At 62.7% G+C, this 14149-nt stretch carries 10 protein-coding genes; all 10 read left to right on the plus strand.

Annotated features, from left to right (window positions below; all coding sequences use genetic code 11):
* Positions 1–147 precede the first annotated feature (147 nt).
* The 10 genes from FJ248_06735 (at position 148) to FJ248_06780 (ending at position 13883) form a co-directional block, all read left to right on the plus strand.
* Positions 148–342 carry a hypothetical protein gene (locus FJ248_06735; GenBank protein ID MBM4120577.1) on the plus strand — a complete coding sequence of 65 codons (195 nt, stop codon included), beginning with the start codon at positions 148–150 and terminating at the stop codon, positions 340–342.
* 61 nt (positions 343–403) lie between these two features.
* Positions 404–1276, plus strand: a complete 873-nt coding sequence (locus FJ248_06740; protein ID MBM4120578.1) for an SDR family oxidoreductase — start codon at positions 404–406, stop codon at positions 1274–1276.
* Between the two features lie 54 nt (positions 1277–1330).
* Positions 1331–2725, plus strand: coding sequence for a sigma-54-dependent Fis family transcriptional regulator (locus tag FJ248_06745; protein ID MBM4120579.1), 1395 nt, complete (start codon positions 1331–1333; stop codon positions 2723–2725).
* Between the two features lies 1 nt (position 2726).
* A complete protein-coding gene (locus tag FJ248_06750; GenBank protein ID MBM4120580.1) occupies positions 2727–3968 on the plus strand; it encodes a PAS domain S-box protein in 1242 nt (413 codons plus the stop codon).
* A gap of 225 nt (positions 3969–4193) precedes the next feature.
* Complete coding sequence (locus FJ248_06755) at positions 4194–4616, plus strand: response regulator (GenBank protein ID MBM4120581.1); 423 nt, start codon at positions 4194–4196, stop codon at positions 4614–4616.
* Between the two features lie 38 nt (positions 4617–4654).
* Positions 4655–6055 (plus strand): sigma-54-dependent Fis family transcriptional regulator, encoded by a 1401-nt coding sequence (locus FJ248_06760; GenBank protein ID MBM4120582.1) that lies wholly within the window; start codon positions 4655–4657, stop codon positions 6053–6055.
* A gap of 165 nt (positions 6056–6220) precedes the next feature.
* The gene (locus FJ248_06765; protein ID MBM4120583.1) at positions 6221–6946 is read left to right on the plus strand and encodes a hypothetical protein; all 726 of its coding nucleotides are present in this window, start codon (positions 6221–6223) and stop codon (positions 6944–6946) included.
* Positions 6947–7370: 424 nt separating this feature from the next.
* The gene (locus FJ248_06770; protein ID MBM4120584.1) at positions 7371–12278 is read left to right on the plus strand and encodes a hypothetical protein; all 4908 of its coding nucleotides are present in this window, start codon (positions 7371–7373) and stop codon (positions 12276–12278) included.
* 129 nt (positions 12279–12407) lie between these two features.
* Positions 12408–13391, plus strand: a complete 984-nt coding sequence (locus FJ248_06775) for a carboxypeptidase regulatory-like domain-containing protein (protein MBM4120585.1) — start codon at positions 12408–12410, stop codon at positions 13389–13391.
* Between the two features lie 54 nt (positions 13392–13445).
* Positions 13446–13883 (plus strand): cytochrome c, encoded by a 438-nt coding sequence (locus FJ248_06780; protein ID MBM4120586.1) that lies wholly within the window; start codon positions 13446–13448, stop codon positions 13881–13883.
* Positions 13884–14149: the final 266 nt, after the last annotated feature.

A 14149-nucleotide genomic window follows, 5' to 3' on the forward strand; every position in this document is an offset into this window, starting at 1 on the left:
ACCACAGGACACGAGGCGTTCACTGTGGCCACGCGCATCGTGTTTGCAACGAGGATGACGGCGGTGCTGACTGCGCCGGTCTTCGCCCGGACCGCGACGCCCGACATCGACACCCGGCGGCAGTAGCAGCAGCGGATCAACCAGGGCGTGCCCAGCGGCAAACTCAATAAGCGCGAAGCGGCCCGTCGGGAGCGTGGGCAGGCGCGCATCGCCGAGTATGCAGCAGCGGCCACGGCTGACGGGGTGGAGATCAAGCAGAGGCACGCGCAGCACCATCGCGAGCCGAACTGTGCGAGCCGCCACATTGCTTGCGAGAAGCCTGATCGGCAGGAGGCGCACTAACGAAGCGTGATTAAAAAGGCGGGTCTCGCCTTCCGGCGGGCCCGCCTCATTTTTTGTCATTATGGCTAATTTCCCTCACGCGCAGACTGTCGTCATCACCGGCACCTCGACTGGCATCGGCGCAGCCTGCGCGCTGGCGCTGGACCGCCTGGGCTGGCGCGTTTTCGCCGGCGTGCGCCGCGGGCAAGACGGCGAGGCCCTGCGTGCGCAGGCCTCGCCGCGGCTGAGACCGATCATCCTGGATGTCACGGACACGCCATCCCTCGCCCAGGCCGTTGAGACCGTGCGTGAAACAGTTGGCTCCTCCGGGCTCGCCGGTCTTGTGAACAATGCCGGCATCGTCGTGGCCGGTCCGCTCGAAGTGTTGGACTTAAACGATCTGCGTAAGCAACTGGAGGTCAACGTCATCGGACAGGTGGCCGTCACACAGGCGTTCATTCCGTTGCTCCGGCTGGGGCACGGCCGCATCGTCAATGTGGGTTCCATCGCGGGTCTCTCGGCAATGCCCTTCATGGGTTCTTATTCAGCGTCGAAGTTTGCCCTGGAAGCACTCACCGACGCGCTGCGGCTCGAGCTCCAGGCTTGGGGCATTCAGGTGTCCATCGTGGAGCCGGGCGCCATCGCCACGCCACTTTGGAGGAAATCCAACGAAGATGCCAGGCAACGTGAAGCCGCCGCCAGTCCGGAAGCCAAGGTGCTCTATGGGCAGGCGATCGCCGGCGTGCGGGAAAGGGTAAAGCAGGCTGAGCAGCGGGCCGTTCCACCGGATGCCGTCGTTGACGCAATCGTGCATGCGTTGACGGCCTCCTGTCCGAACACCCGCTATCTGGTCGGCGCCGATGCGAAACTGCGCGCCTTCCTGACCAGGGTGTTGCCGGACCGCCTGCAAGACCGGTTTCTGACCTGGGCCCTCAAGCTCCCGCGTCCCTCGTAATTATTATTCCGCATTCCCTTGACCGTTCCTGCTTCTGGTCTTAGTCTGTAGCCCATGCTCGCGAATCATCAGCAACCCGAGACTGGCGGGTCCATCCTCGTCGTGGACGACGAGGCGGACATGCGCGACCTGTTGAAGGACGAACTGTCCGACCGCGGCCACCGCGTGGACGTGGCCGCCAACGGAAGAGAGGCGCTTAAAAAGCTGGCCGACACGGGCTACACCGTCGTCCTCACCGATCTCCGCATGCAGGGGATGCAGGGGCTCGGATTGCTGGGTGAGATCAAGCGGGATTATCCCGGCACCAACGTCATCATCATGACGGCGTTTGGGTCCGTCGAATCCGCCATCGAGGCGATGAAGCAGGGCGCCTACGACTACGTCACCAAGCCGATCAAAACCGAGGAAGCGGTCCTTGTGGTGGAGAAGGCTCTCCGCGACGCGCTGCTGTGCCGCGAAGTGCAGCAGCTCCGCCGCGCCGTGCGCGAGGAGTTCAGCTTTCACCAGATTCTTGGCAAGAGCAGGCCGATGCGGGCGGTCTTCGATCTGATCCGTCGCGTGGCGGACAGCCAGACCAACGTGCTGATCACCGGCGCCACCGGCACCGGCAAGGAATTGGCGGCCAAGGCCATCCACTTCAACAGCGATCGCAAAAACGGCCCCTTCGTGCCGATCAACTGCGCGGCCATTCCGGAAGCGCTGCTCGAGAGCGAGCTGTTCGGCCACATGAAGGGCGCCTTCACGGACGCCAAGAGCGACAAGCGCGGCCTCTTCGAGGAGGCCGGCGGCGGCACGCTCTTTCTGGACGAAATCAGCGAACTGCCGGTCATGCTCCAGGCCAAGTTGCTGCGCGCCATTCAGGAAAAGGAAATCCGGAGGGTCGGCTCGACCAAGTCCGTGCCGGTGGATGTGCGGATCATCGCGGCCACGAACCTTTCGCTGGCCGACGAAGTGAAGGCCAAAAAATTCCGGGGGGACCTGTATTACCGCCTGAACGTCATCGAGATCAAAATGCCCACGCTGCACGAGCGGCGCGAGGACATTCCGTTGCTCGTGGACGCATTTCTGAAAAAGTCCGCCGAGTCGAGCCGGAAAGCGGTGAAGGGGATCAGCGAGTCCGCCCTGGCGATGCTGATGGACTATGGCTGGCCGGGAAATGTCCGCGAACTGGAGAATGTGATCGAGCGGGCCGTCACGCTGGCGTGCGGCGAGAAAGTACAGCCGGAGGATCTGCCGCAGTCGATCCATGGCGCGCGCGGAGACCGAAAGGTCATCGACGAAGCGGCCGAGAAGACCCTGCCGCTCGAAGCGATCGAAAAGGAATACATTCTCCGCATTCTGGAGAAGACCGGCGGGAACAAGTACCAGGCGGCGCAGCTGCTCGGCATCGACCGCAAGACCCTCTATCGAAAACTGGGCGAGATCGAAGACGGTAAGTCCTTCTCCTGACGTGAAGAAGAAAAGAGCCAGGCCTCAGTCAAAGTCCGGGCGGAATTCCGGAAAACCTTCTGCTCAGACCCGCGAGATCGAGCAGGTCGTCAACCGGCTCAAGACCGAGCGCGAAGCAGCGGTGGAGGCGCGCGCGTTGGCTGAGGCAGGCGAGCGCGGGGCGCTGCACCGCGAATCGCAGCTGGCCAATCTGCAATTGAACGGCATTCTCCAGTCGGCCATGGACGCCATCATTACGGCGGACGACTGGCAGAATGTCGTGCTCTTCAACAAAGCGGCGGAAAAGATGTTCGGCTGTCCGGCGTCGGAGGCGATCGGGCGGTCCATCACCCGATTCATTCCGCAACGGTTCCGCGAAGCCCACACGGTGCATGTGAAGGCGTTCGGCCAGTCCGGGACGACGAACCGGAAAATGGGACGATTGGGCGCCATCACAGGGCTCCGCGCCAACGGGGAGGAGTTCCCGGCCGAAGCCTCAATTTCACAGATCGCCGTAGGGGAGAACAAATATTTCACGGTCATTTTGCGCGATATCTCCGAGCGCAAATGGATGGAGGATCAGCTCCGGCAGACCGAGCGGCTGGCCGAGGTGGGGATGCTGGCCTCGGGCATGGCCCATGAGATCGGCACGCCGATGAACGTCATCATCGGCCGGGCCGAGCAGCTCATGCGTAAGACCGAGGATGAGACGACAAAAAAGGGACTGGCCACGATCGTCTCGCAGGTCGAGCGCATCACCAAAATCATGAACCAGTTGCTGACCTTCGCCCGGCGGAAGCCCAGCGAGAGGCGGCCGGTCAACATCGGACAGATCGCCGAGGATTGTATCGAAGTCCTGCAGGAAAGGATCCGGCGTTCACGCGTGACGGTGCAGTCGGATTTCGAAACGACGCTGCATCCTGTCCATGTCCACGCCGATCCCGATCAGATGAGCCAGATGCTGCTCAATCTGTTCATCAACGCAATCCATGCCATGCCCGATGGCGGGACGCTGCGCATCGGACTCGCCCGAATGGACCGGCACGTGCAGATTGTCGTCGCCGATACGGGCTACGGGATTCCTCCCGAAGACCTGTCGAAAATCTTCACGCCGTTCTTCACGACCAAGGAGGCTGGAAAGGGCACCGGCCTCGGCCTGACGGTCGTGCACAACATCATCGAGGAGCATGGCGGCTCCATTTCGGTGGAGAGCGAACCCGGACGGGGGACCACCTTCACGATCATGCTCCCCGCCAGCAAATAGCGAGCAGCGAATAGCTGATATCTTTTCCGGCCTCCTACAGTTCGCTATTAGCTGCCAGCTATTAGCGCTCTCCAGCAGTGGGGCATCCTGCGCCAGCCGTTCCCGCCCCAACTGTAGTGTTTCTCGCCAGAGCGGCCTCCTGAAGCCGCGGGATCAGCCGAATTTCCCTCTGCGCAACCGCCGGCTCGCTTTTTCAAGGCGGCATAATTATTGCGTGAGAGAACCATGAGGGGAGGCGCAGGCCGGACGGAGAGCGGTGTGGGACAAGAGAGGAAATCGGTGCTGCTGGTTGTGGAAGATGACGGGGATATGCGCAGCTTGATCTGCGACGAGCTGTGGGATCTCGGCGCCCGGGTCGTGGAAGCGGCCGACGGGGACGAGGCCATGCAGAAACTCAGCGGCGCCAAACCGGATCTGATTCTGACCGATCTTCGGATGCCGGCGGGCGGCATGGATCACGTGCTGCGGCTTCGAACGATGGTGCCCGGATGTCCGATCATCGTCATGACGGCCTTCGGCGATGCGGCGATGCGGGAAACCGCGCTCAAGTGCGGCGCCGCCTATTTCGACAAGCCGGTCCGCATGGCGGAGCTGAAAGCGTCGATCAAACGGTTGCTGGATCATCGAGGAGCGCAAGCTGACAAGTAACAGACTGACAGGCTCAAAAGCCGGAGCAGAATTGGGTCATGCAACCTGTGCCGCCTGTCAGCGCCTTGCAGGAGAACGAGATGGCCGGATCTCACGAGACGCATCCCATTCACCCCGATCCCGTGCTGGCTGCGCGGCTGGAAGCCTTGCAGCTGCTGGCGGAGGGATCGTCCGACCGCATAATGGTGATCGAGCCGGACCAGACGGTCATCTACGCCAACCGCGCGGCTTGGGCGGGATCAGGACGCGCAGCTCCTCCGGTGCGCCCGGCCAAGTGTTACGAAGCGTTTTTGAACCAATCCGATCCCTGCGCAGCCTGCTCGGCCAAGGAAGTGTTTGACACGACAGATGTGCGGGCCGTCTCCTGCGCCACCAAGGGGGATGGCAGCGCCTGCGGCATGACGCAGGCCTATCCGCTTCTGACTGGCGATCAACGTGCGGGTGCCGCGCTGGTGCTGCTGGGTCATGTACGCGAATCCGGCAAGGCGAAGGCGCCACATCTCGGCTGGCTCATCGGCGCCAGCGCGCCGATGCGGCAGCTCTTCGAGATGATCCGGCTTGTGGCCGACAGCCAGGCGACCGTGCTGTTGCAAGGCGAGAGCGGCACGGGCAAGGAGCTGGCGGCGCGAACTATCCATGACCTGAGCTACCGCCGGGACCAACCCTTCATCGTCGTGGACTGCGGCTCGCTGCCCGAGACCTTGCTCGAGAGCGAGCTGTTCGGTCACATGAAAGGTTCGTTTACCGGCGCGCATGCGACCAAGAAAGGTCTGTTCGAGGAGGCCTCGGGCGGGACGATCTTTCTCGACGAGATCGCCGATACGAGCCCGCAGTTCCAGGCGAAACTGTTGCGCGTGCTCCAGGAAGGGGAGATCAAGCCGGTCGGCGGCAATCGTCCGATCAAGGTGGATGTCCGCGTGATCTCGGCGACGAACAAGGATCTCGCCGGGCTGATCAAGGCGAAAGCGTTCCGCGAGGATCTCTATTACCGGCTGGCGGTGCTGCCCTTGACGCTGCCGCCGTTGCGCGATCGGCGTGAGGACATTCCGGTGCTGGTCCGGCATTTCGTCAAGCAATCCTGCCGGCGGCATCGCCGGCCGCCGCTGGATGTGCCCCAGGCCATCATGCAGGTCTTGACGTGGGCCGACTGGCTGGGCAACATCCGCGAATTGCAACACGCGATTGAGCGTGCCGTCGTGACCGCGGATGGTACCGCGTTGACCGTCGGCCAGTTTGTCTCCGCCGACGAGCCGCCCGCGCACCATCATGAAGAGGCTGATCTCCGCAGTGTGGCCCGCACGGCTGCGCAACAGGCGGAGCGGACCCGCATCGAGCAGGCGCTCCAGAAGACGCACGGCAACAAGGTGAAGGCCGCCAAACTTCTGAAAGTCAGCCGCGCCAATCTCTACAACAAGCTGCGCGACTACGGGGTCAAATAGTCGCATCATTGCCTGATGCGGACTTGTCGCTTCCGCCATGAGATTGGATCCGGACGTGTCCCTCTTCCTCCCGCGCTCGGGCTGCTCCTGACCGCGAGGCTTACCCTCTTGGCAGGCTGTGGAACAGCCCCCGTCGCCCAACGGGATTCCGGCCGCGCTCCCACGGTGCTCGTCGGCCCCTTCACGATGGAGGTGGCCATTTCGCACAGCAGCAAGATTTATTCGTTCGACGAACCGCCTTCACCCGAGCAGGAACCGGACATCAGAAAACGCCTGATCGCCGACGCCACATTCACGGCGCAGCAGTTGATGACCGATCGTCTCGGCAGGCAGAAGAGGTTCTCGGTGCTGCCGTTGCACGAAGCGGAGCGCCTCGAAGCCACCGTGGCGCCACTCGTCACGGTGGCTCGCGAGCGAATTCTCGCGATGGGCCGGGTGGCCGGCGCCGATCTGGTGCTCTTCGGACGGCTCCTGGGCTATGGGCAGATGCCGTTGCGGTACTGGCTGACGGGGTGGGCCATCACCGCCTCGTCGCAACTGACCGTCGTGGGCGCGGTCAGCGGCTGCAATTCGGTGGCCATGGGCAGTTATCTCCTGTTCGACATCATGACCGACCTGCCGATCTGGACCGGCGGCTTTTACGCGTTCGGCTGGGCGTTCCGGCCGGTGCTGATCGAGGTGGAGGTCTGGCAGTTGACGGGCTGCGAGCAGGAGGTCTGGAAGGTGCGCGAGTTCGCACTGCTCGGACACAAATATCTGGAGACCTATCCGGAACACTTGCGGAAGAAAAAGGAAGTCCAGTTGGAAGCCAATCTCACACGGGCCATCGAAGAGCTGGCGGAGCTGGCCAGCCGCACGCTGACGATGCAGCCCTGTCCGCAGGCTCCATAGAACGTATTCCCGCGTCTGCCCCATTCCACACCAATTTGCAGTTCTCAGCGTCCAAATCATTGGACGCTCCAACTAGTTGAAATGATTGAGAGCTGTATTTTGGCATCTGCCGGTCTGTCCAGAGATGTGGATTGGTGTGGGGAAGACTTTTCTGGCGCATTCTCAAAATAGCTCTAAGTGATTGTTGAGTCAGACGATTTACATTTTCATTTTAATGCGAGAGTCCGGCACGACAGTTGCGGTAATCCGTCTTGCCGGTGAAGGGTGGGGTGTACTTGGACCGGCCTCCGATTCACCCTAGACCCCTCCTCACGGAGGACCCTTCACCGGTTCAAAGAAACCGGCCGGAAGTTGGATTAAGAGGAAGCGACACTTTTTTCACAACGTCATGAGGACTGAATTGTTCAAACCAAGGGAGGCCATTATGCACAGGCAGTCGTACCCGCAGAGTTGGATGACGACTCTGCAGCATCTTGTGGTGGCAGCGAGTCTGGCGGCGACGCCGGCGGCGTTTGCCGAGGAAAGCCATCAGCACCAGACATCGCCAAAAGCGACGTCCGTGGGATGGCAGCAGCAGTTGAAGGGCCAGACCATCGTTGAGGAGGCGATCGAGGGACGCACCGCGCGGTCCGCGCAGATCGAAGCCCAGCATCACCGCCTGATGGAGAATCTGGACGCGCAGATGCAGCGCGAAGGCCGCATCCGCCAGACGTCCGGCGCCTTCGGCAACACGTCCATGATGCACCAGTACATGGGGCAGGACGGCTCCAGCTTTCTGCTGATGTCGGACAACAAAATGGAACCGGTGTCCGCGACGGGCGGCAAGTGCCCGGAGGCCGCGCCGGCCAAGCACTATGACATCTCGATGATCGGCATCGAGATCACGCTGAACCGCTGGCAGGATTTCTATCCCGGCTACATGTACGTGCTGACACAGGACGTGGACAAGGCCCGCGCGGAGGAAGCGAAGAACAAGGCGGCGCGCGAGAAGGATGGGTTTGATCCGGGTTCCGTGACCACCGGCCTTCAGGGCGACGTGATCCAGCCGCTCGTCATCCGGGCCAACCAGGGTGACTGCGTGAAGATCACGCTGCGCAACCAGATGCAGGAGGAAATGGGCAGCCTGCACATCCAGTCGGCGGGCATGATCATCAGCGCCACGGGCAAAGCGGCGACGACGACCAATCCGGATTCCGTTGTGGCGCCCGGCAAGTCCGTGGACATGGAATGGTACATTCATGCGCATACCCAGGAGGGCGTGCGGCAGTTCCATTCCTACAGCCGCGACCGCGAGCTGACGGTGCTGGGTCTTTTCGGCGCCTTCATCGTGGAGCCGAAGGGTTCCAAGTATCTCGATCCGCTCGGCACGGGGCCCGCGCCTGAGGTGGCCACCGGCTGGCAGGTGATGATCGACAACGGCTCGGGCCCGGACTTTCGCGAGCACGTGCTGTTCTATCATGAGATCGGCGACGAAGCGTTCCGCCCGTTGAACAAGAAGGGCGACTTCCTGCCGCAGCGCGATCCGCTCACCGACGCCTACCGTCCGGGCGGCCGCGCGTTGAACTACCGCAGCGAGCCGTTCGGCATCGATCAGATGCACCTGCAGCACGAGTATTTCGGGTTCGAAGACGAGTCCATGGCCTACAGCGCCTACACGTTCGGCGATCCGCCCACCACGATTCCCCGTGGCTATCTGGGCGATCCGACGAAGTGGCGCATCGTGCACGGCGGGTCGGAGGTGTTCCATTCGCACCATCCGCACAGCGGTACGATCCGCTGGCAGCGCAGCCCGATGACCGAGCCCAACAACATGTGGGCGATGGGCCAGGACGGCCCGGTGAAGTATCCGGTCATCCGGACCAAGTCCGACCGCGTGGACGTGGAAGTCATCGGTCCGTCGGAAGCGCTCGATCTCGAGCCGGAATGCGGCGGCGGAGGGTGCCAGCACCTGGCCGGCGAATTCCTGTTCCACTGCCACGTCGCCCACCACTATGTGGCGGGGATGTGGGGCTATGGCCGCTACTACAACACGCTCCAGGTGGGCGCGAGCCATACCGACACGATGCCGGACATGCGGGAACTGCCGGACCGGCAGGGCCGCATGAAGCTCGGCGTGTCGTCCGACAAGCTGATCGGGACGACCGTCGACTGGTTCGGCAAGAAGTTCCAGATCGTGGCGCGCAATCAGAAGACCAACTGGAAGGCCAATCCGGTCGTCGTGAACATCAAGGACTGGGTCGAGATGTTCGTGCCGGCGCAGGGCAAGCCCGGCCACACGGATGAGGAAAAGGCTCAGATCATCTCCTACGACGCCACCGTGTGGGATTGGAAGTGGGAGGGCGACGTGGCCAAGGGCGAGCGGGAGAGCACGGCCGTGAACCCGAAGTATCCCGCGGCCGCCAAGTGGTCGGACACCACCCGTCCGAACATCCTGTTCGATCCGACCACGGGCAAGCTGGCGTGGCCGCTCTTCAAGCCGCATTTCGGCAAGCGCGTGCCCTTCTCCGCGAACCACAGCGGGGCGCCCTGGCTGGAGCCGATCCACCAGGACGAGAACGGCGAGCGGACCAGCGAGCCGGCCAAGCCGGGCGAGAACGGTCCGTGGAGCCTCTGCCCGGCCAACGCGAGCACGCCCAAGGTGAACAATCTCCATTTCATCCGTCTGCCCATCACCCTGGCCAAGAAGCAGGGGAAGGAGCCGGCGATCACGGATAAGGACGGATTGATCTACGTGCATCACGAGGAGGAGAACCTCATTCGCAAGGACGACGACCTCAAGTTCCCGGCGGTCATCCGCGCCAACGTGTATGACTGCGTGGATACGCTGCTCACGAGCGAGTGGGACGACGACGACTACACCAACTTCCAGTCGTCGAAAATCAACATCCACCCCCACTTCTTCCAGTTCGACACAGGGAACTCGGACGGCGTGATCTCCGGCATGGAGTACGAAATGTCGGTCCGTCCCTTCACCATGTGGGGGAAGAAGACGAAGCACGGGCTGCCCGCGCCGATGGTGGCCAAGCTGCCCGGCGGGGCCAAGGCGGGCGCCACGTCCGTCACGATTCAGATGGCGCCCGGCGCCACCGCGTTCCATGTGAACACCGAAGTCATGGTGGGCATGGACTGCCTCGAGAAGGGCAGAGATGCCGCGACCTCGCTGCCGCGGGATAAGAGCTGCTCGGAGGTGGCGAGGATCAAGGCAATCGACGGCAGCACGCTGACCTTCTTCAAGCCGTTGAAGCGCAACCACCCGGCGAACGACTTAGTGTCGCCGGAGTATGTGCGGTACCGCTACTGGGTGGACGCCGATTACGGCACCGTGTTCTGGCACGACCACGCCTTCGGCGCGACGACCTGGCCGCACGGCGGGTTCGGCGTGACGATCGTGGAGCCGTTCGGCAGCACGTATCACGATCCGAAGAACGGCAAGCTGGTCTACAGCGGGCCGATCGCGGACATCCACAGCACCGAGCCGATCGGCTACGGCGTGAGCGGAAGCTTCCGCGAACTGATGGTGTCCATCCACGACACCGTCCCGCACACCGTAAACGTGATCCAGGCGGGCAATCCGCCCGGACAGCCGATCGAGGTGGCGCTGGAGGCCGGCAAGACGGTCTCGTTCCAGATGCCGGACAAGATCCTGCTGGCGCCGAATCCGTTCATCAACGGCGGTACGCACACGACGGGCAGCGGGTTCAACTTCCGCGCCGAACCGTTCGCTCAGCGGCTGGCCAACAATCCGGACACGTCGGTGCTGTTCAGCAGCGCCACGCACGGGGATCCGGACACGCCGCTGTTGAAGGCGTACACGGGCGACACGGTCGTGTTCCGCCTGTTGCATCAGTTGATGAACGAATCGCATGTGTGGACGATCGCCGGGCATACGTTCCTGACGGAGCGCTATGCGGGGGATGCCAATCGGAAGAACTCGATCCACGTCGGGATCGCCGAACGGTATGACCTCGTCACCAAGGCCGGCGGCTTCCAGGGCATGCCGGGGGATTACATCCACTTCAACGGGCGGAGCTCGCACTTCGCCGAGGGCGGATGGGGCATCTTCCGCGTGCTGGACAAGCCGGCCACGGACCTGCAGCCGCTTCCGAAGGGGACCAATCCCAAGGGCATTCCGGAAACGCCGAGTGGCGTCTGTCCGTCTGGCGCGCCGGTGAAAAACTTCAACGTCGTGGCGGTGGACCGCCCGATGAAGCTGCATCCGAAGGCGCCGGACTCGATCGAGGTGGACTTCGAGCGGAAGATCGAGTTGACCATGCCGGAAGGCAAGATCTTCATGCTTGAGGACGAGGCGGCGCGGACGGCGGCCAATGTGACGCCGCATCCGTTGACGCTCCGGGTGAACCTCAATGATTGCATCAAAGTGAACCTGAAAAACAAGATGGCCAAGAGCAAGGCGTCGTTCTTTGCGCCGGGCCTGGCCTTCGATCCGAAGGACAGCCAGGGGTTGAACGTCGGCCACAACGGCGGCGATCAGACCGTGGCGCCTGGCGACAGCCGCACCTACACCTACTACGCGCATCCGGCGAACAAGGAGACGACGTCGCTGGTGTGGGACGGCGGCAATATCGTGACGAATCCGCGGAACGGACTCTACGGCGCGATCATCGTCGGGCCGCGCGGGTCGCAGTATCGCGATCCGGTCACGGGTCAGGATCTTTCCGAGAAGAACAGCTGGCGGGCGGACGTGATCGTGGACCGCAGCCTGTCGGAAAACGCGGGCAAGTCGAACTATCGTGACGTCGCGTTGTTCTTCCAGGACGAGGACAACATCATCGGGACGGCCTTCATGCCCTACGTGCAGAACGTGGCGGGTCTGACGGCGGTGAACTACCGCGCCGAACCCTACAAGTTCCGCGAGGAACAGGGCTGCGGGCTGGACAAGGTGTTCATGCCCTGCAAGGTGGACAAGCCCGAGGATCCCGTGACACCGCTCATCGAGGCGCACGCGGGTGACGCGGTCCGCATCCACGTGATCGGCGCGAACAGCGAGCAGAACGGCATGTTCTCGGTCGAGGCCCACGAGTGGCCGATCGAGCCCTACATGCCGGGCGCCGACCAGATCAGCGTGGTGGAGTACGCCGGGTCCGAGACCCTGGACGTCTTCCTGCGAGGCGGGGCGGGCGGACCGGCGCGGCTGGTGGGCGACTACGTCTGGTCCAACCAGCGGCTGCCGTACACGCAGTCCGGACAGTGGGGCTACCTCCGGGTGTTGCCGTCGAACGACAGCCGCATCCAGCCGCTCTATAAAGGGGCGGCGGGTCGGCACGCCGAGGCCGCGCCCGAGGGCCAGGCGATTCCGACCGCGCTGAAATGAAGCGGGAAAGCGGAATCCGCCGAAGCTTCAGCGAAGGCGGATAAACGCGGTCGAGTGAGTCGGACGGGGGAGCCGCGTGGCAGCATGTGGCTCCCCTGTTTATTTTTGGGGGGCGCCGAGTGTAAAGTAATGGCTTGGGAACGCGTTCAGGATTTTTTTCCGAGGGGGGCCGGACTCATGATCAGACGGGGAATGTGTTCGATCGCGCTGGGCGCGGTGGTGCTGTCTGCAAGCGCGGTATCCGCCTACGACGAAATCACGGTGACAGACGGGGGCACGGTGACCGGGCGCGTCACCATGACGGGCAAGGTGCCCAAGCCCAAGGGCTACAATCTCACCACGCTGCCCGATCCGCTCTATTGCGGGCGCATTTCCGACGGGCAGGGCTGGCGCATTCTCCAGCCGTTCAACATCGGACCGGCGGGCGAGTTTCGCGACGTCGTGGTCTATCTGGAAGGCATCGAGAAGGGCAAGCCCTTCGATGACAAGGGGGTGCAGCAGATCGAGGCGAAGGACTGTCTCTTTCACCCCTTCACGACCGTGGTGCGGGACAATCAATCGGTGACGGTGGTCAACATGGACCCCGTCATGCACGACATTCAGGCCTACGAGACCTCGGGGCTGGGCGCGCGCGTGTTGTTCAACGTGCCGCTGCCGATGAATCCGCAGCATCCCCGCAACTTCAAGGATCGCAGCGACGCCGGGATGTATCACAAGCACATGGCCGGCGCACCGATGAAGGAGCTGGTCAAGCTCAGCAAAGGCCGCCGGATCTTCGCCATGCAATGCGGTTTCCATGCCTACATGGAAAGCTGGGGGCTGGCTGTCGCCAATCCGTACTTCGCCAAGACAGATGGAGAGGGCAAGTTCACCCTGGCCGACGTCCCGCCCGGAACCTACAAACTGGTCATTTGGCATCCCTACATCCGGACCCGTATCGAGCAGCCCGTCACGGTAGGTCCGAACGGGACGGTGGAAGCTGCGCTCGCCATTCCTGCTCCGACCGGACGGCTCTATGCCAACGAAGTGCTCGAACACGACTACGTGCGCTACAACGTGACCGAGGAAACAAAGAAAGACCTCGATCCCATGCTCAAAAAGCAGGATCGATAGACTCAAGGCAGAGCAAAGTAATAGGGAAGACGTTTGACAGGTAACCGACAGCATATGAGGCCTCTTCATCTGTCAGTCATAGCGGTGTGCCTGCTTGTCGTGGGAGATGCCGCAAGGGCGGCCGATGAGAAGGCTCTGCGTCCGCGCGTCCCGTCTGATCAGATTGTGGCGGCGAGGGCCGTCAAGAATCCGCTCAAGCCGACGCCTGAATTATTGGACAAGGGGAAGACCCTTTACGAAGGCACGGCTCATTGCAAGGCCTGTCACGGGGGGGATGGCAAGGGACCTAGTGGGCGCCGGCCTGCAAGAGGACTGCAGCCGCGTAACTTTACCGATAAGGAGTGGCAGGACGCCCGCACGGATGGGGAGCTGTTCTGGATTCTCAAGAACGGCAGTCGCGGGACCGGCATGGCCGCGTTCATTCCTTTAATGCTTACTGAAGAAGAAGCGTGGCAGGTGATCCTCTACGTGCGGTCTTTTAAGGGGCGCTAGTGGAAATGCAGGGGAGAGTTGCCCGTCTCGTTCTGATTCTCACGCGTGCTTCATAGTCGCTTGCGAGCGCGGCCGACGGGTCCACCATCGCCGCAAGCAGATTGCTTCCCACTGGTAACGGTTTCGAGTTCTCCGCATCCCGCCGCCTGTCACTGGGCGAAGATCCGAGCCAGCCGACCATCGTGCCTACGAACCGGCCAGCGGACGTGGTCTGAGAGCCGGCCGTGGATGTGCGGCGGCCCTCCACACCTCGTCGCTGGGCACGA

It is taken from the genome of Nitrospira sp., assembly GCA_016873435.1.
Lineage (GTDB): Bacteria > Nitrospirota > Nitrospiria > Nitrospirales > Nitrospiraceae > VGXF01.